The organism is Gilliamella sp. wkB171, from assembly GCF_001693755.1.
Taxonomy (GTDB): Bacteria; Pseudomonadota; Gammaproteobacteria; order Enterobacterales; family Orbaceae; genus Gilliamella; species Gilliamella apicola_F.
Genome location: NZ_LYST01000053.1, coordinates 94,941 through 119,728 on the forward strand (window position 1 = coordinate 94,941; position 24,788 = coordinate 119,728).

Consider the following 24,788-nt stretch of genomic DNA (forward strand, 5'->3'; position numbering starts at 1 on the left):
TTATCTAATTAAGATGTCGGTAGACCATTGTTTTAATTAACCTAACGGTCAAAAATCATTTAAAATATCTAACGCTTCTGAGACTTTTTTTACGCCAAAAACTTGCATATTTTCAGGCCTCTTTTTAGGCATATTGGCAAAAGGTACAATCGCTTTTTTAAAACCATGTTTTGCAGCCTCAGCAATTCGTTCTTGTCCACTCGGTACTGGGCGTATTTCACCGCCTAAGCCAATCTCGCCAAAAATCACCACATCTTGCGGTAATGGGCGATTACGAAAACTCGATACCAATGCAGCAATTAATGCTAAATCGGCACTAGTTTCGGTCACTTTTACCCCACCAACAACGTTAACAAAAATATCCTGATCGGCCATTTGTAACCCACCATGACGATGTAAAACAGCAAGTAATAGTGCTAATCGGTTTTGCTCTAAACCGACAGTAACGCGTCTTGGATTACCATACATTGAGTGATCAACAAGAGCTTGAATTTCAACTAATAATGGTCTTGTTCCTTCCCATAGCACCATAACAGAGCTACCAGGTAACATTTCATCACCACGACTTAAAAAGATTGCTGATGGATTACTCACCTCTTTTAGGCCTTGTTCTGTCATGGCAAATACACCTAACTCGTTCACTGCACCAAAACGATTTTTATGACTACGTAGTGTTCTAAAGCGGGAATCGGCATCACCATCTAATAAAACTGAGCAGTCGATACAGTGTTCAAGCACTTTTGGTCCAGCCAATGATCCATCTTTAGTCACATGACCAACCATAATAATGGCAATACCTTTAGTTTTGGCAAAACGAGTTAAATAAGCAGCGGTTTCACGCACTTGGGCGACGCTACCGGGTGAAGATTGAATATCAGCAAGATGCATAACTTGAATAGAGTCAATAACCATTAATTTAGGTTGTGACTGTTCTGCCAGTAAACAAATTTGTTCAATGCTGGTTTCAGACAGCATATTGATATTATCGGTGGGTAATCCTAATCGATGTGCACGCATCGCAACTTGTTGCAATGATTCTTCACCAGTTACATACAGCGTGTTCATTAGCGTAGAAAGCTTGCTCATGGTTTGCAGTAATAACGTACTTTTGCCTGCTCCGGGATTACCGCCAATCAAAATAGCACTGCCAGGGACAACCCCACCACCAAGTACGCGGTCAAATTCAGAAAAGCCAGTCGAAAACCTTGGTAGCGCTTCTAAACTAATTTCAGATAATTTTTGGATTTTAGTTTGTCCTGCACCACCGGCATAACCGGATAATCGATCATTACGTGATGAAGTACTGGCTAATCTAACTTCCGTAATAGTATTCCATGCATGACAAGCGCTACATTGACCTTGCCAACGAGGATACTCAGCACCACAATCATTACAGACATAAGCACGCTTTACTGTTTTTGCCAAACTTTTCTCCTAACCTTCACTTAATAAACTGGTTGATAAAATACACCACAATCCGGTTAAATCCGCATAATTAATGCTAATCCGTGCTTTTTCCACCACTTTGGGTTTACCATGATAAGCTACGCCAAGACCCGCTATACGAAGCATCATTAAATCATTAGCACCATCACCGATAGCAACAGTTTGCTCTATTGGAATATCTAGTGATGTCGCTAAATGCTGTAAGGTTCTGGCTTTGTATTTTGCATCAACTATCGGCCCGATAACCTTACCGGTTAATTTACCGTTTTTAATTTCTAACTCATTGGCATAAGCATCAACTAACTTTAACTTTTGTTTTAGATGATCAGCAAAATAGGTAAAGCCGCCTGAAGCGATTGCAACATGCCAATTTTTTTTATGTAATTCTCTCACTAAATAAGATAAGCCAGGCGTAAGAGGTAACGTATCTTTCACTTGTTGTAAAATATTTTGCTGCGCACCTTTAAGTGTTGCCACTCTTTTACGTAAACTTGTAGCAAAATCAAGTTCGCCGCGCATGGCTTGTTCCGTCACAGCGGCCACTTGTTCACCAACACCCTGTAATTTAGCCAGCTCATCAATACATTCAATGCCAATTGCGGTCGAATCCATATCCATAACAAGTAGTCCCGGTGAATGTAATGATGGCAAATTATCAATGGGCGCAACATCAATACTTAAAGCCAATGAAATGGATTTAGCTTTTTTAGGCATGACGCCAGCAATTCTAACAATCTGATATGTTTTAATTTTCCACGACGACACAATTACCATTGGCATAGCTAGTTGGTTTTGGAATTTTGATAAAACAGTTTTATTTAATTTTTTGCCATAAATAATCCAACCTGTTTTACCCGCATTATAGTCAAGGGGTACCACTTCGCATCCATTTAAAGATAGCGGTAAACCTTGCCAAGATTGAATATTTTCAGGTAAATCATTGTAGGTAAGTGTGTAAGCCATATCAGAAAATCTTTATAACGTGAAACGAAGCCAAAATTTATCATATCTACAAAAGATTGTCCAAATGGGTAAGGTGTTTTATATTCAGTATCTAAACATAAATTGAATTCGTCAAAGTGTCTTTGCCGTTTTAATTTTGATAATTGTATTTGGTTAAAATTCAATTTATCAAACCCATTTTAATACTTACCCATATCATTATAGATATGTCATAGCGTTAATGCCCACAAGCAAAGTTGTTCTAATGCAGGACGTATCCGTTCACCCTGTGGGGTCAATCTATATAACACTTTTAATGGCGGTTTATCCCCAAAAACCGTGCGCGTAATTAAGCCATCCTCTTCAAGCTTTTTAAGTTGAAGACTTAATGTCATATCGGTAATTTCTGGGATGATGGTTTTTAATTCACTAAAGCGTTTTTCGCCAGAAAGTAAATAATGAAGTATCACCCCTTTCCATTTTCCACCAACTAAATCCATCGCTAAGCTGATAGGGCAATAATATGTTTTATTGTTATACGTTTTTACAGTGCTTTGCTTGTCTAGTTCCATTTAACTACCTAACGCTTTAAGTTTATAACTATCTAATTTGATAGATATTGCCATAAACCTATTAAGGCATAAACTAATAATAGTCACTCACATTTTTATAGTATAAATCCAAAAGGAATCATCATGGCATTAATTATTTTAGGTCATCCCAATATTGAACAATCTATTGCAAACAAAACCATTATAGAATCATTGCAAAAACAGATTACGAATTTAGAAATTCGTAATATTCACCAACTTTATCCAGATTACAAAATCAATGTACAAGAGGAACAAGCCGCGTTACTTAGGCATGATCTTATCGTTCTACAATACCCTATGTATTGGTTTAACATGCCAGCAATACTTAAAATATGGTTTGATCAGGTATTAACCTACCAATTTGCTTATGGCTCACAAGGCGATAAATTAAAAGGTAAAAAGTTATTACCAAGTTTAACAATTGGGCAAGCTGAGCAAAATTTTCAAGAATATAGCGCCGATTTAATCAAAAATTTACTTGAATCGGTTAAGATTTCAGCACGCTACACACAAATGGAATATCTTCCACCGGCATTACTCTATGGTGTTTCTCCAATTATGAAAGGTGAAAGTGAAATAAAAGCAAATGCCTTAGAACATTCAAAACAGTTAGCTCAAAGAATAAAAAAATACAGCTAATCGGTAAAGGATGATATGTATTAATAATATATATCATCCTATTTGATGCGTTAATCAGTTTGATTTAATTAATACTACAAAAAACTATCAATCCCAGCTTGATTAATAAAAATAGTTTAACCTTGCCTTGTTATTTAGCTCAAAATTCTTTTACTCAGGTATTTTTACTAAAAAAATCCCAATAGAAATAACGATCACAATTTGCTATATCTAAAAGCAAAAAATCCTTTTTAAAAATAGAAAAAACAATCATCTACCATCACCTTGCTAAACGGTTCACATCTGTTAAAATTAACGTTTAGCACAATTTACGCTTTGATCTCGTCGTTATTATTAAATGGTGAGTTCACTTTAATTGTTTTAAATGATGCAAAATTTACATACGAATAATATCAATATGATAACATCAAACCAACCTAAAAAACGCTTACCATCGATTCTCGTATTCATAGTGATCTATCTTATCTGTCAAGCAGTGGTTTTTTTGTCAAAACCAATATTTCGTTTGCTCGAAAAGCTTGCTTACGCGATTGATGATTTTCTTAATTATACGGGTATTGCTTTAGCCGACGGTGAATTTGATCCTGCTGGGTTGTGGGTAATTTTTGGTGTGCCATTTTTGTGTGCGATTGTGATCTTTTATCTCCTCAAAAAATTAACCGATAAGATAAAGCCTTCCTCGTCAATAAAATAGGAAATAAATCACTATGCTCAGTTGAGCATAATAAGTTATAAAAAGGCTTTATTTATTATAATAAACTTTAAAGGCCTATCTAGGAGCAAAAAACAGCGCTCACCTTTAGGCGTTAAATTTTCTGCAATACCGCATAGAAGAAGCCGTCACCGCCATGTTCACTCGGTAGTAGTTGTTTAATTTCACCTTGTAATTGGGCGTCACGATATTCATTGAGAAAACGCGTGATCTGTGCACTGTTTTCATCAGGTAAGATTGAACAGGTAGCATAGACTAAAGTTCCCCCTATTTTCAAATAGGGCCAAATTTGAGTTAAAATAGCGTACTGTAACTCAACTAATTGAGCAATATCGGCATCACGACGTAACCACTTGATATCAGGATGTCGCCGAATCACCCCTGTTGCCGAACAAGGTGCATCAAGCAAAATGCGATCAAAAATTCGACCTTTGCACCATTTTTCAGGCGTTAAACCATCACCTACTTTGACTTCGGCGTGCTGTTTTAAACGCGTCAAATTTTGTTCAATACGTTTTGCTCGATTAGCATCAACATCAACAGCCAATACTTGTGCTTGTGGTGCTATTTCTAAAATATGCGTAGTTTTACCGCCTGGTGCAGCACACATATCTAATATCTGTTCACCATTTTGAGGTGCCAATAAGTAAGCGGCATATTGGGCAGATAAATCCTGTACCGTTACCGCACCATCTTCAAAATAAGGTAATTTGTTCACATTAACCGGTGTAATTACCTGTAATGCACTTGGCATTGATGGATAAACTTGTGATTCAATTTTTACGTCAGCTAATTGTTGCTGGTAATCAGTTACACAATAGTGGTTTTGATTGACACGCAACCACATGGGCGGTTTTTGATTATTAGCAGCAATAATTGCTTGCCATTTATCAGGATAAGCTTGCTTTAAACGGTTAACTAACCAACTTGGGTGTAATGTTCGGCTTGTTTGCTCTTTGCTGCTTTGACTAAAAGCTTGTTGTAACGATGCTTGTTGGCGTAAAAATTCACGTAATACACCATTAATCAAACCTTTTAGTGACGATTTTTTTAAAACATTAACCGCACTGACCGTTTCACCAACCGCGGCATGTTCAGGAATACGGGTATAAAGAATCTGGTAAATCCCGACTAATAATAGATAATGCAGAACTCTATTTTTACCAGTCATGACTTTAGCCATAAGATGATGAATATAAAAATTGAGCTCCGGTAATACTCGCATTACCCCAAAACAAATCTCTTGAACTAAGCTACGATCTTTATCGGCTATTTTGTCATGTTCAGCAGTTAACGCTGTATTGAGTGATTGTCCATCTTCCAATACATTAAAAATGACCTGTGCACAAACTGCACGAATGTTAGGGTGTAATTTTTTATTCATACAAGATAATAACCTTGCTCAATTAGAGAGCGACTTATTATAAAATTAATGATCCCACCCAACCCGCAATAAATAAGGGGATATTAAAATGAGTGAAAGTTGGAATAACACTATCACGAATATGGTCGTGCTGCCCGTCACTATTAAGCCCAGCTGAGGTTGCTAAGATAGTATCAGATGGCGGTGAACCAGCATCGCCAATCGCACCTGATGCACCAATTAAACAGACTGTTGCAATCGGTGAAAAACCAAGTTGAACACAAAGTGGTACATAAATCGCGGCAATAATTGGCACAGTTGAGAATGAAGAGCCAATACCTAATGTAATCACTAATCCTACTAACATCATCATAAATGAGGCTATCACTTTATTGCCAGCAAATAAAGCTGCACTATTAATCACTAAAGGCTCAATTTCGTGAGTTTGTTTTAAAACTTCGGCAAAACCTTGTGCAGAAATCATTACAAAACCAATCATTGCCATCATTTTTATACCATCAGTAAAAACACCGTCGGCTTCACCCCATTTAATTGTGCCTGATACAATAAAACAAATAAAACCAATTAAGGCGCCTAAAATCATTGAGCCAGTATAAAGTTGGATACTAAACGATAGCACTATCGCTAAAAGTGAAACAAAAAGTGAACGCTTATTAACATTATTTAACGCTGATAAGTTGGTCTCTTGGCGAATAATTTTATATTCACGAGGTTTTCGGTAACTGATAAAAATTGCCCATAATAAACCAATAAACATACCTAAAGCAGGTATAGCCATAGCATGCATCACGTTGACATGGCTGACATCCATACCTGATGAGATAATATTTTTTAATAAAATCTGATTTAAAAAGATGTTGCCAAAACCTATGGGTAAAAACATATAAGGAGTGATAAGACCAAATGTCATAATACAAGCAATCATTCGTCTATCTAATTGCAAACGTGACATAACATATAAAAGCGGTGGAATTAAAAGTGGTATAAAGGCAATATGAATAGGAATAACATTTTGTGAGGAAATACTTACTAATGCAATAATGATGATTAATAACCATTTTATTCTGGTTTTCGCACTGCTTGATGTCAGCTGCTCAATAGCTTTATCGGCCAATAACTCTGGTAAGCCTGATTTTGATATTGCAACCGCAAAGGCACCGAGCATGGCATAAGATAGTGCAATATTAGCGCCATTACTGATACCGGTATTAAAGGCATCAATGGTTTCTTTCAATGATAAATGACTGAATAGCCCACCTATAAATGCCCCAATAATTAAACTAATCACAACATGAACACGGCAGAGCGATAAAATTAACATGCAAACTACCGCGACAACAACAGCATTTATGGACGAGAACAAATCAAGCACTATATTCATAAAAAGATTTTCGGTTAATCAGTAAAGCTTAGCATTTTAGGTGATCGATACTGAAAGTGCAATTGATAGTGTACACTCACTAATTAGCAGATTTAACAGTAGCATTTTAGATTTATGCTTAGTTTTAACGATTTGTTATAGGCTTAACTTAAAAAGACCAGCTTAATTGATCAACGATTTTTTTTCAATTTGGTTAATTTAACTCTTTGATTTTAGCCATCGGCTATCAAACTTATACGATTATTGATAATATTCTACACGTTACAGAATCAACTAGATAAAGGATTGTTGAGTTTCGATAATAATGCCTAAACGTTAAAATAACCGGTATAGGCTCGGCGCAATAATTTCATAAAATTGATAATTTATATAAATTAACTTTTCAATATAAAGTACAATACATTAAATTGGTTATTAGCACACAATAAGATACCAATTATTCAATGTGTTATAAAATAACTTTCTTATCATTGTCGCTCAATCCAGTTATAATGATGTTTTATGCAGTTTTAATCATGCAAGATAAAAATCTAGGTAATAGAATTGATTGCTTACCTTATTTAAAAATTAAGTTTTGCGATCTATAAAAGTTTGTTATGGAGTGTTATTAATGAGAAGTAATATAGACGGTCATTTTTTACTGATTGGTTTAATGGCATATCCTATTCGTCACAGCTTATCCCCTCAGATGCAAAATACCATTTATTCTAAATTGAATATTCCTTATGTCTATTTAGCTTTTGAAGTCGATCAAGAAAAGTTACCCGATGCCATAAAAGGGCTTCGTGCATTAGGTTTACGTGGTAGCGCAGTTTCGATGCCAAATAAACAATTGGTTTGTAACTATTTGGATAAGTTGACCCCTGCTGTTGAAATGAGTGGTGCTTGTAATACTATATCTAATGATAATGGTGTGTTGACCGGTTATAACACAGATGGTATTGGTTATATGCGCATGCTCAAAGAAGCTGGCGTTGATGTTATTGGCAAAAAAATGACGATACTAGGGGCTGGTGGTGCAGCAACAGCAATTGTGGTTCAAGCAGCACTCGACGGAGTAAATGAGATTGCTATCTTCAATCAAAAAGATGACTGCTACGCTAAAATTGAAACTGTTGCTAAAAAATTGAATGAAAACACAAATTGTAAAGTTCAGGTTTTTGATCTTGCCAATGAAACGCAACTACGTAAAGCAATAGCTGATAGTACCGTACTATGTAATGCAACCGGAGTTGGCATGAAACCCTTAGAAGGACAAAGTTTAATAACCGATCCCACCCTACTAAGGCCTGAGCTTGTCGTCACTGATTGTATCTATAGCCCTCGCAAAACCAAATTATTAGAAATTGCCGAAAAGCAAGGTTGTAAAACCTTAAATGGTATCGGCATGATGTTATGGCAAGGTGCTGCTCAAATAAAAATTTGGACAGGTGAAGATGCACCCATTGAGTATGTAAAAGAGAAAATGGGATTTAACGATTAATAGATAGCAAGATTTTTTTGAATTGGAATGACTATCTAATTATAACGATTTAAATGACTAAAAAAAGATAGTATCAATTTATTGCTAACAGGATATAACATGAAAACAATTACTATAAAAAATATAGAGATAGGTAAAGGCGCCCCTAAAATCATTGTGCCACTAGTTGGTAAAACTGAAGAAGAACTGCTTGAAGAAATTACCTATCTACAAGATATCGATTTTGATGTTTTAGAATGGCGTGCCGATCATTATTGTCAAGTTGATAATCTCGACTCGGTAAAAGCCATGGCAAAAAAAATGGCTGATTTATTACCAAATAAACCGATTTTATTTACCTTTCGAACAGCAAATGAAGGTGGTGTAAAACCTTGGCCGTTAAGCGCTTATATTGAGTTAAATAAAACGATGGCATCAAGCGGTTTAATTGATTTAATTGATGTTGAGGTCTTTATTGGTGATAGCTATGTTAAAGAAATTATTGATGTTGCCCATAAAAATAATGTCTTTGTTGTAGCTTCAAATCACGATTTTGAAAAAACACCGACTAAAAGCGGTATTATTTATCGATTACGTAAAATGCAAGATTTAGGCGCTGATATCCCTAAAATTGCGGTTATGCCTAAAAAGACAGAAGATGTATTAACGCTTCTTGCTGCTACCACCGAAATGAATGAAATGTATGCCACTAAACCAATTATCACCATGTCAATGGCTGGTCTTGGCACAATTAGTCGAATAGCTGGCACAATATTTGGTTCAGCAATGACATTTGGTGCGGCTAAAAATGCCTCAGCTCCCGGACAGCTAGATGTTAAACAATTACGTTATATTTTAGATGTGTTATATCGCTGTAAACAATAGAACCATTTTGCAATAATATGTAAGATTAAATCCTATAAATAGCAGATACTTAGAATAACCATCTTCATAAAGATATTGGCAAATTTTACATTGTTTTTGATAAGTAATAACAAAAAATCAATTTATTCGTAGTGTCATGATTAATAAATATTTATAATACTAGGCCATATCGTTATAGCTTATCTTTCTAAGTTATTTAAATAATACGGTCTAAAGATTGTGCAAATTAACTAACGATAAAATGCTAACAAGTATATACTCAATACATTGCTCTTTTCTGGTGTTAAAGATGCATTATTTAGCTTTACCAACAAAATACTTATTTTAAGTTTGGTTGATAAGTTAAAAATTAAAGAGATTAAAGTATATCAATAACACAAAAGTATGAGGTTTATTTTTTTATGTTCTCTTGGTGGACAAAAGCTTATTTTTTTCTTATCCAGATCCTAGTGAAACTTTTTGTCAAAAGTAAACCGATTCCAACTGATCCAATTACAGAACTAGGTTTAGATACGCACCGACCTGTTTTATATGTACTACCGTATAATTCACAAATCGACTTAATGGTAGTTCAGTCACTATGCTTACAATATAAGCTACCCGATCCTCTAGATAGTATAGAGGTTAATGGTAAAACTGTACCAGCCTATATTTATATCGATAAAGGTCCTGGTATTTTTGCATCCAATCGCCAACAAAATAAAACTATCGAAATTTTAAAAGATTATATTTCGGCTCATCAACAAAATCCTAATCTTGATATACAAATGTTGCCCGTTTCGGTTATGTTTGGGCGCCGACCAGACAAAGAAGGCAAGAAAATGCCCTCACTACAAGTATTAGGTGCTACCTATAAATTGTTTAAGATTATTATTTCTGGGCGTGATTGTTATACTCGTTTTTCTAAAACAGTTTCACTTAAGACTATCGAATTTGATGATAAACAAGATATTTCTGTTTTAGCACATAAGCTATCTCGGGTAGCACGTATTCATTTTGCAAAATTACGAATGGCATCAGTTGGCCCCAAATTACCCGTTCGGCAACAGATGCTAAATAAGTTATTAAATAGTCCAAGACTGGCCGAAGCGATACAAGAAGAAGCAAAAAGTAAAAATATTAGCTTAGATAAAGCTAAAAAAAATGCATTAGCCAATTTAAACGAAATTGCCGCTAATTTCTCTTATCGTATGCTAAGAGTGACAGACTTTGTTCTTACTTGGGCTTGGCATAAACTTTACCAAGGGCTGAAAGTCACCAATGCAGATCCAGTGCGTGAACTGGCACAAAATGGGCATGAGATTGTTTATGCACCTTGTCATCGTAGTCATATGGATTATTTATTACTCTCCTACGTACTTTACCGACAAGGATTAGTCCCGCCTCACATAGCTGCGGGTATAAACCTGAATTTCTGGCCGGCAGGTCCAATATTTAGACGACTTGGCGCTTTTTTTATTCGTCGTTCATTTAGGGGAAATAAGTTATATACAGCAGTATTTAGAGAATACTTAGCTGAACTGTTTATCCGTGGTTATGCTGTTGAATATTTTATTGAAGGTGGACGCTCACGTACAGGTAGATTACTTGATCCTAAAACAGGCATGTTAATGATGACAGTACAAACATTGTTACGTGGTGATGCAAGACCAATTACGGTTGTGCCGGTGTATATAGGTTATGAACATGTTTTAGAGGTCGCAACTTACGCCAATGAACTACGCGGCGCAAAAAAAGAAAAGGAAAGCTTATGGCATACACTTAAAGCTTTCCTAAAATTGAAAAAGCTAGGTTTTGGCTATGTCAACTTTGGTCACCCTATTTTGCTGAATCAATTTTTAAATCAACAGATACCTGAGTGGCGTGACGCAATAGAACCAACAGGCACAGTTCGCCCTAACTGGTTAACGCCTACAACCAATTTACTCGCCAAGCAAATCATGGAACGGATTAATGCGTCAGCAGCAATTAATGCGATGAATTTATGTTGTTCAATACTATTGGCCGCAGATCAACGAGCGTTAACTAAAGTCAGACTACTTGAACACATCGACTATCTTCTAAAATTATTGAAGAAAATCCCTTATTCCGATCTGATAACTATTCCCGATAAAACGCCAGAAGAGCTGTTTGAACACGCTAAAGAAATGGGCAAATTTGTTATTACAACAGATGAAGTGGGTGAAATGGTTGGCTTAACAACAGATCAAGCTGTGCTAATGACGTATTATCGTAATAACATCCAGCATTTGCTAATCATCCCAGCGTTAGTTGCCAGAATTTTAATAAAGCATAATCGCATTTCTTCAGAAGAAGTGATTAATCAAATCAAATTGTTATTTCCATTAATCAAATCAGAGCTATTTCTTTATCATGATGATGAACAACTTACTCAATATGTGAATAAAATCATTGAAACTTATGCTGAGTTAAATTTAATTAGTTATTCACCTGATAAATTAACCTTAAATTATTTAAAAATGTCAGGATTACAATTACTTGCTTCATCCTCAAAAGATACTTTGCAGCGTTATATGATTGCGTTTTCTTTGTTACAAAAAGATCCGTCTATTAGTCGTGCTACTTTAGAAAAAGAAGGGCGACTTATTGCCGAAAGATTATCGGTTTTACATGGTATTAATGCTCCAGAGTTTTTTGATAAAGGCGTATTTGCTACATTAGTCAGCTCACTACGTGAACAAGGTTATTTAGATGATGAAGGTGGTGCTAATTTAGCTAAAATTGCCACTATGCATGAAACGCTTAAACCTTTGATTACGGCAAGAGTGATGCAAACTATTGATGAGATAAATCCTTTAGTAACGCAATAAAATAGTTGATAAGTTTCAGAAAATCAATGATTACGATTAAGTAAAAATAAAGATTTATATCGCATAATTTTCTGAAACTTATTTCAAAAAAAATTTTTTTATATCTTTTTTACTAAGCTTAAAACCTTTATTTTTGTCTTTTTTGACCTATATCAAACTTTGTCAATTCATTTCCGTTTTTCCCTTTATTTCTATTAAATAAACGATTATTATTAGTATAAATAGGGATGTTTATAGCCTCAAACATAATAAATCAAATAATGTAATGTCAGCTTTTTTAAGGAGTTCATATGCTATTGAACCGTAGACAGTTCTTTAAGATCTGTGCTGGTGGTATGGCAGGAACAACGGTAGCTACACTAGGATTAGCGCCAAATGTAGCACTCGCACAAACTCGCCAATTTAAATTAATCAAATCAAAAGAAACGCGTAATAATTGTACCTACTGTTCGGTAGGATGTGGAATGTTACTCTACAGCCGTGGAGATGGCGCCAAAAATGCCGAATCGTCTATTTTTCATATCGAAGGCGATCCTGATCATCCTGTTAGTCGTGGTTCACTGTGCCCAAAAGGTGCCGGTGTCCTTGATTATATTAAGAGTGAGCAACGGGTTAAATATCCGGAATATCGCGCACCGGGCTCAGATAAATGGCAACGTATTAGTTGGGATGAAGCAATTGATCGCATTGCGCGTTTGATGAAAGCTGACCGAGATAAAAATTTTATTGAAAAAAATGAGAAAGGCACAACAGTTAATCGCTGGACAACTACCGGTTGGCTTGTCACTTCGGCAGCAAGTAATGAAACGGGTTGGTTAGCTTTTAAAGTGGCGCGTGCGTTAGGTATGTTAAGTCTTGAAACACAAGCAAGGGTTTGTCATGGTCCTTCAGTATCAAGTCTAGCAGCCACTTTTGGACGCGGCGCAATGACAAATAACTGGAATGATATCAAAAACGCGAATGTCGTTATTGTCATGGGGGGAAATGCAGCTGAAGCCCACCCTGTTGGATTTAAATGGGCTATTGAAGCTAAAATTACTAACGGAGCAGAACTGATCGCCATCGATCCACGTTTTCATCGAACTGCTTCTGTTGCTGACCATTATGTCCCAATTCGTTCAGGATCGGATATCACATTTTTACTGGGTGTTATTAATTATCTAATTACCCACAATGAAGTCAACTTTGAATATTTGGTAACCCACAGTAATGCAAGTTTACTTGTACGCGATGATTTCAATTTTGATACCAATACGGGGTTATTTAGTGGTTATGATTCATCTAGCCGCCAATACGATCAAACAACATGGGCTTATCAAAAAGATGAAAATGGTTATGCCCTCAGGGATAAAACACTGAGTCATCCTCGTTGTGTATGGAACCTATTAAAACAACATGTTAGTCGTTATACACCTGAAATGGTCAATAAAGTAACGGGTAGCCCTGTGGAAAGTTTTTTACATGTTTGCCGATCTTTAGCCAGTACTAAAACTAATGATAGAGCTGCGACGTTCTTATATGCTTTAGGGTGGACTCAGCATACTTATGGTTCACAAATTATCCGCACTGCGGCTATGATACAGCTAATTTTAGGTAATATTGGTGTAATGGGTGGCGGAATTAACGCCTTACGTGGTCACTCAAATATTCAAGGTTTAACTGATGTCGGTTTATTATCTAACCGTTTACCTGCTTATCTTGATTTACCAAAAGAATCACAAATTACGCTCGCACAATATTTAGAAGAAAAAACACCCAAACCGCTTGGTCCGAGCGAAGTTAACTTTTGGGGCAATTATCCAAAATTCTTTGTCAGTTTTATGAAGTCAATGTACGGCGATAAATCAACAAAAGAGAACGATTGGGGGTTTGATTGGTTACCTAAATGGGACAAAACGTATGATGTTTTAAGATTTAGCAAAATGATGCGTGATAAGCAAGCTAATGGCTTTATTTGTCAAGGTTTTAACCCACTTGCCGCGCTACCCGATAAAAATAGTATTCGCGAAGGTTTATCCAATCTAAAATTTTTGGTAAGCATTGATCCAATGCCAACAGAGACAGCCGAATTTTGGAAAAACCACGGTGAATCTAATGATGTCGATCCAAGTAAAATCCAAACAGAAGTCTTTAGATTACCCTCAAACTGCTTTGCAGAAGAAAATGGTACCATTGTTAACTCTTCTCGATGGTTACAATGGCACTGGGCAGCGGCAAGACCACCTTATGAAGCAATATATGATCCAGAAATTATTGCTCGTATCTTCTTAAGAATAAAAGAGCTATATGCCGAAGAAGGTGGAGCTTACCATGAAGCTATCGATAATTTAACTTGGGATTATCAAGACCCTGAAGGTCCGGCTGCCGAAGAGTTATCCAAAGAGTGTAATGGTCGAGCATTAGCAGATTTAACCGATGCTAATGGCAATGTCATACTTAAAAAAGGTCAGCTATTAAGCGGTTTTTCCCAATTAAAAGCCGACGGAACTACGTCTTCAGGTATTTGGATCTTTTGTGGTTCTTGGACAGAACAAGGTAACCAAATGGCAAGACGTGATCCTAGCGATCCATCAGGTAAAGGCGTTCATGCTGGTTGGGCTTGGGCGTGGCCAATGAATAGACGAGTATTGTATAACCGCGCATCAGCAGATGAAAATGGTAAGCCTTACGATCCTAAACGCGTTTTAGTCAAATGGAATGGTTCTAGTTGGGTAGGAAACGATGTACCTGACTTTACCGCAACCTTATCACCAAGCACTGGCGCGGGTGCCTTTATCATGAATAATGATGGTTTAGGTGGACTATTTTGCTTGAATCGACTCGTTGATGGACCATTCCCTGAACATTATGAACCATTTGAAACACCTATTACGACTAATCCTCTGCACCCAAGTCAAATTAGTAGTCCTGTGGCTCGAGCATTTAAAGAGGATTTAGCGCGATTAGGTAATGCTGAACAATTTCCTTATGTTGGTACGACTTATAGTATTACCGAACATTTTCATTTTTGGACTCAGCATGCAAGACTAGCATCAATTACTCAACCTGAACAATTTATTGAACTGAGTGAAAATCTAGCCAATAAAAAAGGGATTAAACTTGGCGATACCGTAAAAGTTACTTCATACCGCGGCTATATTAAGGCTAAAGCAGTTGTGACTAAGCGCCTTCCAACATTGACTGTTGATGGTAAAGAAATCGAAACCATTGGAATTCCGATCGTTTGGGGATTCACAGGTCAGACTAAGAAAGGATTTTTAGTGAATGAATTAACGCCACATTTAGGTGACGCTAATTCACAAACTCCAGAATATAAATCATTTTTAGTCAATATCGAGAAAGTTACCACTGCGGCATAAAAGGAGGGAAGAGAAATTATGTCATTACAAACTCAAGATATTATTCGCCGCTCTGCAACAAATGCATTAACGCCGGCTCCACGAGCTCGAGATTATCAACAAGAAGTGGCTAAATTAATTGATGTAACTACGTGTATTGGTTGCAAAGCATGTCAAGTTGCTTGTAGCGAATGGAATGATTTGCGAGCCGAAATTGGCCATACTGTCGGCGTATATGATAATCCAGCAGATTTAGAACCTAAAGCATGGACGGTAATGCGCTATTCAGAAGTTGAAGTCAATGGTAAATTTGAATGGCTTATTCGTAAAGATGGTTGTATGCACTGCGCCGATCCTGGTTGTTTAAAAGCTTGCCCATCTGAAGGTGCAATCATACAGTATGCGAATGGAATTGTTGATTTTCAATCAGAGCATTGCATTGGTTGTGGCTACTGTGTGGCGGGTTGTCCATTTAATATTCCTCGGGTCAGTAAAGAGGATAATCATTCTTACAAATGCACTTTATGTGTCGATCGCGTAGCGGTTGGTCAAGAACCAGCTTGTGTTAAAACCTGCCCTACTGGCGCTATCCATTTTGGTACAAAACAAGATATGATTCGCCATGCAGAACATCGAATTGAAGATTTGAAAAAACGCGGTTTTGAACATGCCGGGCTTTATGATCCTCAAGGTGTAGGGGGAACTCATGTCATGTACGTCTTACATCATGCTGATCAACCTGAGCTATACCATGGTTTACCAAAAGATCCACACATTAGCGAAGTTGTTAAATTCTGGAAAGGTGCGTGGAAGCCGCTTTCAGCTGCTGCGTTTGTTGCAACATTTGGTGGTTTATTGTTCCATTATATGGGTGTTGGTGCAATTGAAGTGGATGAAGAAGACATTGAACATGAAAAACAGGCTGATGCGCAAGCCCGAAAACGATTAGGTTTGCCAGTTTTTTCACGAAAAAATACGACAAACTCATCACAACAGGAGAACCATCATGAATAAGAAAGGCATGATACTTAGAACACCACTTATTGTTCGCTTCTGTCACTGGTGTATGGTTTGTCTGTTTATTTTAACTGCACTATCGGGGCTGTCATTATTTTTTCCTTCAATAAAATTATTTGGATTAGTGCTTGGTACCCCGCAATTAGTTAGGGCATTACACCCAATTATTGGCTGTATTGTGTTTGTCCTTTTAATGTTTATGTTTGTAAAACTGGCTCACCATAATATTCCTAATAAGAATGATCTTATCTGGATAAAAAACTTTAAAAAAGTGATTATGGGTAAAGAGGAAGGCATTCCAATTGGTAAATATAATGTGGGTCAAAAGTTTCTGTTTTGGTGCATTATGAGTTTAATTTTTGTGTTATTTGTGACAGGAATGATCATGTGGCGCCGATACGTTTCTGATTACTTTCCAATACCAATTGTTCGTTTAGCTATCTTTTTCCACTCTTTTGCGGCAATTTGTTTAATCTTACTTGCTATTGGTCATGCTTATATGGCAATTTGGGTTAAAGGTTCGATTAAAGGAATGATAACAGGCTACGTTTCACGTGCTTGGGCACGAAAAAATCATTCATCTTGGTATGAAGAAGAAATGTCAAAAATATACCAAGAAGAACTTAAAACAAGTAACGAATCTAAAGAAACTCAATCAACTAAAATAGAACAAAAGCCCGCTTAATAAAACTTAGTAGATTAAACGCTTAATATCCGCTGATACTCATCAGCGGAATAAGCTAATTTGACATTACGTTTTAGATAAAATAATAATTATGGTAATTAATAATGAGTATTAAGATCATCCCTCAGCAGCAACTTGAACAACAAACTATAAACTCTGTTATTAGGCAAATTCCATTATTATTTTATCCTTTACCTAAAACACTGTATATTCGTCGTGCCAAACGACTAAAAGAGTTAGCAACAAAAAGTACGTTTAGTGATTATCTTAACTTCTGTGCAACAATAGCTGAGCAACAAGCTAATTTAGTTAAACACAATCCAATTAATATTGATATTGTAAACATCGAAAACAGTGAATACCCGCCATTAAGTTTAGCTAATCTTCCTTTATCGACCTTTTGGCAAGATTATCTAAGCCAGTTATTAACGCTAATGACCAATACAACAGAACAAGTTATGTCAGTTATACACCAGCTGAAACAAAATAATACGCAACAATTACAAGAAAAAGCACTTCATTTACTCAATGGTGAGTTTAAATGTGTAGCAGGTAATGAAGCAGTATTTATCTGGTCTGCTTTATCGGTTTATTACTGCCAACTTGCCAGCCAAGTTAAAGGTAAAGCGATAGCAGAAAGCACTGATAAAAATTGGTTATGTCCAGTCTGTAATAGTATGCCTGTTGCCAGTGTTATCCAATTGGGTAGTAATAATGGTTTACGGTATTTACATTGTAGTCTGTGTGAAAGTGAATGGTATGTACCTAGAATAAAATGTACTAGCTGTGACAATATGAAAGATATTCAATACTTTTCATTAGATAATCAATTAGCTGCAATAAAAACAGAGTGTTGTGATGCTTGTCACAGTTACTTAAAAATTTTAGATCAAGATAAAGATCCTCACATTGAAATCGTTGCCGACGATATAGCTTCCTTAATATTAGATATTAAAACTGAAGAAGAAGGATATGCAAAAAGTGGGATAAACCCATTTATATTTGCCCAATAAAAACCGAATTACTATATCAAAAAATCAATCTATAAAATCGTTATTGATTGAAGTTATCTAAGCTAGATTTCTAATATAACTTACATTTTTGAGGATTTTATAAATACAACTTAACTTTTTTTATTAATAACGCTAGAATGACACTATTGTACTAGTTGATGAGTGTATTTTATGAAGCGCTTTATTTTATTGATAATAATGGTGTTGCTTACGCCCTTTTTTAGTTTTGCCGATTCCATTAAAAATGTGGCTATTACCGCGATAGTTGAACATCCCTCATTAGATCAAATTCGTGATGGTGTAAAAGATGAATTGACTAATAGTGGCTTTAAATTAAATGAGAATTTAACTGTGCAATACAAAAGTGCACAGGGTAGTAGTGCAACAGCTGCTCAAATAGCACGGCAATTTGTCGCGGCAAAACCTGATGTGATTGTTGCTATTGCCACACCAAGTGCTCAAGCAACTGCGGCAGCGACTAAACAGATCCCAATCGTTTTTGCTGGTATTACCGATCCGATTGCTGCTAAATTAGTCAAAAATTGGCAGCCTACAGGTACCAATATTACTGGTGTTTCTGATTATCAAGAAATCGGACCACAAATTGATTTTATGAAGAAGATCGTTCCAAACATGAAGTCAGTTGGTTATATTTACAGCCCAAGTGAAATTAACTCAACTGTTGTATTAAAAAATCTACAAACACAGCTAGCTGCACAAAATATTATACTTTTCGCAGTTCCTGCACAACGAACAGCGGATATTTCAACAGCAGCAAATACGTTAAAAGGTAAGGTTGATTTAATCTATACAACTACTGATAACAATGTTGTTTCAGCCTATGAGTCGTTAGTTAAATTTGCGAATGAAAATAAAATTCCACTTTTAGCATCATTTCCTGATGCCATAGAGCGAGGAGCCGTCGCCGCTTATGGTATGAGTTATTACGATGTTGGTCGACAATCGGGAAAACTTGTGGTCAGAATATTAAAAGGCGAAAAACCAGGTAACATAGCGCCCGAAATAGGGCAAGCATTGCAGTTAGTGATTAACCTTGATGCGGCTAAAAAACAAGGCATTACGCTACCACCCGAAGTTATCCAATCTGCTTATAAAGTTATTGGGCAATAGATCCATACAATAAATTTCTTCACAATATTGCTCACTATAACTATAGTGGGCAATAATCATACAAAAACTCATTGATATTCAATATAAAATGTAGCATATATAATTAATCATCATCTATAGAAAATAACTAAGATTAGAAAAAATAATTAAGTTAAAACTCGACTTGTAATGAAATATTTACACATGTAATTGTTTTTCATTGTAGATATTTATTCAGTTTTGCTTTATAGTAAGTCAATATTAAGTTTGGTTGTAAAAAAAATATTACAGGAGTACTCGTATGCGTAATTCTATTATAAAAATTTGTATGCTACTCGGTTTATCGGCAGTCGCTTTTTTATCTTCGGCAGAGCCACAAAATGAACAAAAATACGTTGCTATCACCGCAATTGTTGAACACCCAGCATTAGACAATGTTCGCAAAGGGGTTGAAGATGAATTAAAAGATAGTGGTTATATTGCTGGTAAAAACTTGAAATTACAATTTGCCAGCGCACAAGGTAGTAGTGCTAATGCGGCCCAAATTGCTAAACAGTTTGCAGCAAGTAAACCCGATGCTATTGTCGCAATTGCCACACCAAGTTCGCAAGCATTAGTTGCAACGACTAAAACTATTCCGATTGTTTTCACAGCAGTTACTGATCCTGTCGCCGCGAAATTAACGCCAAGTTGGGAAGCGTCAAAAACAAATGTTACTGGTGTATCTGATGCGCTATCATTAGATTCTCAAATAGAAATGATGTTAAAGATTAAACCTGATGCAAAAAATATTGGCTACGTTTATAGCCCAAGTGAAGTCAACTCAACAATTATTCTTAAAGCATTGCAAGTGGCTTTAGATAAACGCGGAATGAAAATTATTGCAGCGCCAGCTCAGCGTACTTCTGATATCTCAACTGCGGCTAGAAGCTTAAAGGGCAAAGTTGATATGATTTATACAACAACCGATAATAACGTTGTTTCCGCTTATGAAGCTTTAGCCAAAGTTGCTAATGAAAATAAAATTCCTTTATTGGCCTCCGATCCCGATTCAGCTGAGCGAGGCGCGATTGCCGCTTTGGGTATGAGTTATTACGATCTTGGTCGACAAGCTGGTAAAATTGTCATTCGTATACTCAATGGAGAAAAACCAGGTGATATTCCACCTCAAATTGGTAATGTTACACAATTAACAATTAATAAAAAAGCTGCAGAACGTCAAGGCGTGACATTATCTGAAGATGTATTAAAATCTGCAGCAAAAGTTGTCGAAAAATAATTTTTTACTCTATCAACACCTAACCGCCGACTTTGGCGGTTACTTTTAATGGATCGTTTTCATGTCTTTTGAATTTTTATTAGGCTCAATTGGAATTGGACTTATTTATGCACTGGTCAGTTTAGGTGTATTTATCTCATTCCGTTTACTTGATTTTCCTGATCTTACTGCCGATGCCAGTTTTCCACTTGGTGGTGCTGTTTGTGGATTATGTATCTATATCGGTATCGATCCTTGGATAGCCACATTATTAGGTATGTTTGCTGGTTGTATTGCCGGTGCAATGACAGGCATACTGTATGTGAAACTCAATATATTACAGTTACTTTCTAGTATTATTGTTATGATTGGTCTTTATTCAATCAATTTACGAATTTTAGGTATTGGGCCTTATATCATGGGTGAAACACCTAAAATGGCTGGTTCGCCTAACCTCTCTTTGTTGGATGCTAAAACAATATTTTCGCCGTTCATTACCGAAGATTACAGTAATCAATATATTGTCCAACCATTAATGGTATTAGGATTTGTCATTGTATTTTGGATATTACTAAATTTATTTTTAAACACACAAATGGGGTTAGCATTACGAGCAACCGGAACAAATCAAAGAATGGCCAAATCTCAAGGTATTCCGACAGGCGGGATAACTATTTTAGGCATGGCTATATCAAATGGTCTAATTGCACTTGGTGGATCGTTGTTTGTGCAAACTCAAGGGGGGTCTGATATCACCATTGGCGTAGGAACAATTGTTATTGGACTTGCTTCTATTATCATTGGTGAAAGTATATTTCCAACTAAACGCATTTGGGCTGTCATGCTTGCGGTTATTTTTGGTTCTATTTTGTATCGATTATTTATTGCCTTTGCCTTAAGTAACGAATTTTTACAAAATATAGGTGTAGGTACAGAAGATTTAAATCTTATTACCGCAATATTAGTTGTGCTTGCTTTAGTTCTGCCAAAACAGCTAAAAAAGCATTCAAAGAAAAGAGGAAGTAAACATGATTAAAGTTGGAGAATTGCAATTAACTTTTAATCAGGGTACGCCGATTGAAAATCATGTATTACGCGGATTAAATCTTAATATTAGTGAGGGAGAATTTGTTACTATTATAGGAAGTAATGGTGCAGGTAAAAGCTCATTACTTAATGTTATTAGTGGCGATTTATTTGTCGACTCAGGCAGTATTATTATAAATGGACAAGATGTTACTCGCTGGCCAGCATGGAAAAGAGCGGGTATGGTTGCTAGAGTATTTCAAGATCCTATGGTAGGCACTTGTGAGAATTTAACTATCGAAGAAAATCTCGCTATTGCCTACAACCGTGGACATCGTTTTACACTATCACCAGCGCTAAACCGTAAACTACGTATCTTATTTAAAGACAAATTAGCTACTTTAAATTTAGGGCTTGAAAATCGATTATCCGATATGATGGGTTTGCTATCTGGTGGACAGAGGCAGGCAGTGAGTTTATTAATGTCAACATTACAACCTTCAAAAGTATTATTACTTGATGAACATACTGCTGCACTTGATCCTAAAACAGCACAATTTGTTTTAGAACTGACTAATGATATTGTTTCTAAAAACCATTTAACAACAATAATGGTAACACACTCAATGAAACAAGCTTTAGAATATGGTAATAGAACAGTTATGCTTCATCAAGGGCAGGTGGTACTTGATGTATCAGGAGAACAACGTGATAAACTCACCGTTACTGATTTATTAAACATGTTTGAAAAAACACGAGGCGAAAAAGTCACTGACGATGCCCTACTTTTAGGTTAATAATTTTGATAAGCAATATTTTTAATTAAAATATTGCTTTCTTTATTCAAAAAAATCCTTCATTACGCGTTTAGTACCTTATTTTTTTCTATCACATTTTCTTCAAACATCGTATAGTATGAATACAAACTACTTGTTTATTTTTATCAAAAATAAGTAAAAACAGTTATTTTATTAAGGAGAAAATATGAAAAAAACACTATTATCTTTAGCACTTATCACATTAACCTCAACTGCTTTTGCCAACGAACCAGTCAAATCAGTAGAAAATGCAGCAGCTGATGTAAATCAAAATACAAAAACATTCCACGGTAAAAACCACTTACCATTAAATCACCAAAAACCGTTGTTGGATATTACAATTACTAGCAATAATCCAGAAGAAACCATCAAAAAAATTACAACATTCTTTCCAGAAGAGAAAGGAAAACAATATAGTGTGCATGTTTCTATTAGTGAGTTGCCTGAATTGAATGATAATACTCAAAAAACACAAACAGAAAAAACACCTGAAACCAACACCCCAGAAAATAATGCACAAAATTAATGATTATTGAATTAAAAAGCCCAATATTAATTGGGCCTTTTTAGCTGTGTTTAAAACACGTTGATAATTTTTCACGGACGGCCATTAACGCAAATCCTAACAAATTTTTGCCACACCACGTTAATGGGTTATCAATATTTGGGGCATCTTGAGATAAACCGATTCCCCATATGTTATCAATTGGACTGGCCTCAACTAAAATACGTTGTTGAGTAGCTAGTAAAAAATTAGCTAATTGTTGATTTTGCGAAAATTTGGCTAAGTTACCTTTAATAACAATAGATAAACATTGCTCTTCCCATATTTTAGGTATAAATCCTGTTATTTGACGGCCAAGCGCCTTAGCCAAACCAGGGTTATTTGCATTTAGGATATCTTGTAACATCTTTTGATCGTTAAATAATCTCGCTTTTTCTGCCATCATATAATGCTCAGCAGTTACATAATCAATACCGTCAATGTTGAAATGACTTGGATACCATTGACTAAAACAGGACTTGGTAATAATGGATGCGGGTTCCTTCTGTTTATGGCTCCAAAAATATAGATATTTGAAACGCTCACCATTACTATAACGTTGACATAATTGGCGAATATCCATAGATCCTCCTTTTATACTAGAAAGCATATTATAATAATTATGTTTTATAGTAACAATTAAGCACATGAATTAGTTTGCTAATATTACCACTTATAAATATTGAGTGAATCACAACCGCATAGAAAATAAAGCATAAATAAACATTTAATAAATCAAGAAGCATAACTCGATAATAAATACCTAGATTAATTGAGATATTACTATACAAGTTGAATAAGAAATGAAAATTAAAGTAACAATTTAATTTTTGATTAGCAAAAACAGAGGAAATTAAGAGTTTTTCTTATTTTATAAGAAATAATCAATAACATAGCGCTTAGTAAATCAATATAGCTACATTTAAAACGGGGTAATAATTTCAAAATCATCGATCCTCTGTGTCATTCAACATCTATATTTAAACCGTAAAAAGCAAAAAAGCCCAGCATCTCTGCTGGGCTCTCGCGCTAATTTAAAAGTCTGGCGGCACCCTACTCTCACATGGGTAATACCCACACTACCATCGGCACTACGGCGTTTCACTTCTGAGTTCGGCATGGGGTCAGGTGGGACCACCGCGCTATTACCGCCAGACATATCCTGTCTTCTCTTTCTCTCAACTGATGCACATTATCGCATGTCTGCATCAATCGCTCAATCCGGAACAAACTGTTTTATTAATCTTTAACCATCTTTCGATGACTTCTTACTCTCAACTTCGCGTATCCAAAACAACTCCGAGTTGTAAGGTTAAGACTCTCGGTTCATTAGTATCAGTTAGCTCAATGTATCACTACACTTACACACCTGACCTATCTACGTCTTAGTCTCAAACGGACCTTACTGATTCTCATCAGGGAAAACTCATCTCGAGGCTAGTTTCGTGCTTAGATGCTTTCAGCACTTATCTATTCCGCACGTAGCTACCGGGCAATGCAATTGGCATCACAACCCGAACACCAGCGGTGCGTTCACTTCGGTCCTCTCGTACTAGAAGCAAACCCTCTCAATTTTCCTACGCCCATGGCAGATAGGGACCGAACTGTCTCACGACGTTCTAAACCCAGCTCGCGTACCACTTTAAACGGCGAACAGCCGTACCCTTGGGACCTACTTCAGCCCCAGGATGTGATGAGCCGACA

Annotated in this window: 20 protein-coding genes and 2 rRNA genes; 14 read left to right on the forward strand and 8 right to left on the reverse strand. The window is 36.1% G+C overall.

What is annotated here, in order from left to right; all coding sequences use genetic code 11:
• Positions 1–48 precede the first annotated feature (48 nt).
• From radA to A9G03_RS11030, 3 genes are all read right to left on the reverse strand, one after another.
• Positions 49–1,425 (reverse strand): DNA repair protein RadA, encoded by a 1,377-nt coding sequence (radA, locus tag A9G03_RS11020; protein ID WP_065634072.1) that lies wholly within the window; start codon positions 1,423–1,425, stop codon positions 49–51.
• A gap of 9 nt (positions 1,426–1,434) precedes the next feature.
• On the reverse strand, positions 1,435–2,409 hold the full coding sequence (gene serB, locus A9G03_RS11025; protein WP_065634071.1) for a phosphoserine phosphatase: 975 nt from the start codon (positions 2,407–2,409) through the stop codon (positions 1,435–1,437).
• A 209-nt stretch (positions 2,410–2,618) separates the two neighbouring features.
• Positions 2,619–2,960, reverse strand: coding sequence for a winged helix-turn-helix transcriptional regulator (locus A9G03_RS11030; RefSeq protein ID WP_065799233.1), 342 nt, complete (start codon positions 2,958–2,960; stop codon positions 2,619–2,621).
• 123 nt (positions 2,961–3,083) lie between these two features.
• Here A9G03_RS11030 and A9G03_RS11035 point away from each other — a divergent pair, with 123 nt between their 5' ends.
• Positions 3,084–3,620, forward strand: coding sequence for an NAD(P)H-dependent oxidoreductase (locus A9G03_RS11035; RefSeq protein WP_065799234.1), 537 nt, complete (start codon positions 3,084–3,086; stop codon positions 3,618–3,620).
• Between the two features lie 484 nt (positions 3,621–4,104).
• Positions 4,105–4,314, forward strand: coding sequence for a hypothetical protein (locus A9G03_RS12475; protein WP_143425856.1), 210 nt, complete (start codon positions 4,105–4,107; stop codon positions 4,312–4,314).
• A 112-nt stretch (positions 4,315–4,426) separates the two neighbouring features.
• Here the strand turns inward: A9G03_RS12475 and rsmB are convergent, their stop codons facing one another.
• Together rsmB and A9G03_RS11050 are read right to left on the reverse strand one after the other, a co-directional pair.
• Complete coding sequence (gene rsmB, locus A9G03_RS11045) at positions 4,427–5,716, reverse strand: 16S rRNA (cytosine(967)-C(5))-methyltransferase RsmB (protein WP_065799236.1); 1,290 nt, start codon at positions 5,714–5,716, stop codon at positions 4,427–4,429.
• Positions 5,717–5,753: 37 nt separating this feature from the next.
• Positions 5,754–7,097 (reverse strand): Na+/H+ antiporter family protein, encoded by a 1,344-nt coding sequence (locus A9G03_RS11050; RefSeq protein ID WP_065634066.1) that lies wholly within the window; start codon positions 7,095–7,097, stop codon positions 5,754–5,756.
• A 610-nt stretch (positions 7,098–7,707) separates the two neighbouring features.
• Here A9G03_RS11050 and A9G03_RS11055 point away from each other — a divergent pair.
• The 12 genes from A9G03_RS11055 (at position 7,708) to A9G03_RS11110 (ending at position 23,066) form a co-directional block, all read left to right on the forward strand.
• A complete protein-coding gene (locus A9G03_RS11055; protein ID WP_065634065.1) occupies positions 7,708–8,580 on the forward strand; it encodes a shikimate dehydrogenase in 873 nt (290 codons plus the stop codon).
• A 99-nt stretch (positions 8,581–8,679) separates the two neighbouring features.
• Entirely contained in the window at positions 8,680–9,444 is a 765-nt protein-coding gene (aroD, locus tag A9G03_RS11060) for a type I 3-dehydroquinate dehydratase (protein ID WP_065634064.1), read from the forward strand.
• Positions 9,445–9,845: 401 nt separating this feature from the next.
• Positions 9,846–12,275: a glycerol-3-phosphate 1-O-acyltransferase PlsB gene (gene plsB, locus A9G03_RS11065; protein ID WP_065799237.1), complete on the forward strand. Its 2,430-nt coding sequence runs from the start codon at positions 9,846–9,848 to the stop codon at positions 12,273–12,275.
• Between the two features lie 290 nt (positions 12,276–12,565).
• Positions 12,566–15,634: a formate dehydrogenase-N subunit alpha gene (gene fdnG, locus A9G03_RS11070; RefSeq protein ID WP_081297503.1), complete on the forward strand. Its 3,069-nt coding sequence runs from the start codon at positions 12,566–12,568 to the stop codon at positions 15,632–15,634.
• 18 nt (positions 15,635–15,652) lie between these two features.
• On the forward strand, positions 15,653–16,627 hold the full coding sequence (gene fdxH / locus A9G03_RS11075) for a formate dehydrogenase subunit beta (protein ID WP_081297502.1): 975 nt from the start codon (positions 15,653–15,655) through the stop codon (positions 16,625–16,627).
• On the forward strand, positions 16,620–17,315 hold the full coding sequence (locus A9G03_RS11080; protein WP_065634062.1) for a formate dehydrogenase subunit gamma: 696 nt from the start codon (positions 16,620–16,622) through the stop codon (positions 17,313–17,315). The genes fdxH and A9G03_RS11080 overlap by 8 nt, the downstream gene beginning before the upstream one ends.
• A gap of 104 nt (positions 17,316–17,419) precedes the next feature.
• Entirely contained in the window at positions 17,420–18,328 is a 909-nt protein-coding gene (gene fdhE / locus A9G03_RS11085; RefSeq protein WP_065799238.1) for a formate dehydrogenase accessory protein FdhE, read from the forward strand.
• Positions 18,329–18,499: 171 nt separating this feature from the next.
• A complete protein-coding gene (locus A9G03_RS11090) occupies positions 18,500–19,459 on the forward strand; it encodes an ABC transporter substrate-binding protein (protein WP_065634060.1) in 960 nt (319 codons plus the stop codon).
• Between the two features lie 280 nt (positions 19,460–19,739).
• Positions 19,740–20,717, forward strand: a complete 978-nt coding sequence (locus A9G03_RS11095) for an ABC transporter substrate-binding protein (protein ID WP_218056858.1) — start codon at positions 19,740–19,742, stop codon at positions 20,715–20,717.
• Between the two features lie 61 nt (positions 20,718–20,778).
• On the forward strand, positions 20,779–21,732 hold the full coding sequence (locus A9G03_RS11100; protein WP_065634059.1) for an ABC transporter permease: 954 nt from the start codon (positions 20,779–20,781) through the stop codon (positions 21,730–21,732).
• On the forward strand, positions 21,725–22,519 hold the full coding sequence (locus A9G03_RS11105) for an ABC transporter ATP-binding protein (protein WP_065634058.1): 795 nt from the start codon (positions 21,725–21,727) through the stop codon (positions 22,517–22,519). The genes A9G03_RS11100 and A9G03_RS11105 overlap by 8 nt, the downstream gene beginning before the upstream one ends.
• Before the next feature lie 187 nt (positions 22,520–22,706).
• Positions 22,707–23,066, forward strand: coding sequence for a hypothetical protein (locus A9G03_RS11110; protein WP_065634057.1), 360 nt, complete (start codon positions 22,707–22,709; stop codon positions 23,064–23,066).
• A gap of 40 nt (positions 23,067–23,106) precedes the next feature.
• Here the strand turns inward: A9G03_RS11110 and A9G03_RS11115 are convergent, their stop codons facing one another.
• The 3 genes from A9G03_RS11115 to A9G03_RS11125 all read right to left on the reverse strand — a co-directional run.
• Positions 23,107–23,667, reverse strand: coding sequence for an NADAR family protein (locus A9G03_RS11115; protein ID WP_065799239.1), 561 nt, complete (start codon positions 23,665–23,667; stop codon positions 23,107–23,109).
• Between the two features lie 457 nt (positions 23,668–24,124).
• Positions 24,125–24,240: ribosomal RNA gene (gene rrf, locus A9G03_RS11120) — 5S ribosomal RNA — on the reverse strand.
• 152 nt (positions 24,241–24,392) lie between these two features.
• Positions 24,393–24,788, reverse strand: a 23S ribosomal RNA gene (locus A9G03_RS11125); the annotation flags it as partial.

Bases quoted from the DNA above. Each gene is read 5' to 3' on its own strand.
- serB (WP_065634071.1), bottom strand. From the start codon at position 2,409: ATGGCTTACACACTTACCTACAATGATTTACCTGAAAATATTCAATCT.
- A9G03_RS11030 (WP_065799233.1), bottom strand. From the start codon at position 2,960: ATGGAACTAGACAAGCAAAGCACTGTAAAAACGTATAACAATAAAACA.
- A9G03_RS11035 (WP_065799234.1), top strand. From the start codon at position 3,084: ATGGCATTAATTATTTTAGGTCATCCCAATATTGAACAATCTATTGCA.
- rsmB (WP_065799236.1), bottom strand. From the start codon at position 5,716: ATGAATAAAAAATTACACCCTAACATTCGTGCAGTTTGTGCACAGGTC.
- A9G03_RS11050 (WP_065634066.1), bottom strand. From the start codon at position 7,097: ATGAATATAGTGCTTGATTTGTTCTCGTCCATAAATGCTGTTGTTGTC.
- A9G03_RS11055 (WP_065634065.1), top strand. From the start codon at position 7,708: ATGAGAAGTAATATAGACGGTCATTTTTTACTGATTGGTTTAATGGCA.
- aroD (WP_065634064.1), top strand. From the start codon at position 8,680: ATGAAAACAATTACTATAAAAAATATAGAGATAGGTAAAGGCGCCCCT.
- plsB (WP_065799237.1), top strand. From the start codon at position 9,846: ATGTTCTCTTGGTGGACAAAAGCTTATTTTTTTCTTATCCAGATCCTA.
- fdnG (WP_081297503.1), top strand. From the start codon at position 12,566: ATGCTATTGAACCGTAGACAGTTCTTTAAGATCTGTGCTGGTGGTATG.
- fdxH (WP_081297502.1), top strand. From the start codon at position 15,653: ATGTCATTACAAACTCAAGATATTATTCGCCGCTCTGCAACAAATGCA.
- A9G03_RS11080 (WP_065634062.1), top strand. From the start codon at position 16,620: ATGAATAAGAAAGGCATGATACTTAGAACACCACTTATTGTTCGCTTC.
- fdhE (WP_065799238.1), top strand. From the start codon at position 17,420: ATGAGTATTAAGATCATCCCTCAGCAGCAACTTGAACAACAAACTATA.
- A9G03_RS11090 (WP_065634060.1), top strand. From the start codon at position 18,500: ATGAAGCGCTTTATTTTATTGATAATAATGGTGTTGCTTACGCCCTTT.
- A9G03_RS11095 (WP_218056858.1), top strand. From the start codon at position 19,740: ATGCGTAATTCTATTATAAAAATTTGTATGCTACTCGGTTTATCGGCA.
- A9G03_RS11100 (WP_065634059.1), top strand. From the start codon at position 20,779: ATGTCTTTTGAATTTTTATTAGGCTCAATTGGAATTGGACTTATTTAT.
- A9G03_RS11105 (WP_065634058.1), top strand. From the start codon at position 21,725: ATGATTAAAGTTGGAGAATTGCAATTAACTTTTAATCAGGGTACGCCG.
- A9G03_RS11110 (WP_065634057.1), top strand. From the start codon at position 22,707: ATGAAAAAAACACTATTATCTTTAGCACTTATCACATTAACCTCAACT.
- A9G03_RS11115 (WP_065799239.1), bottom strand. From the start codon at position 23,667: ATGGATATTCGCCAATTATGTCAACGTTATAGTAATGGTGAGCGTTTC.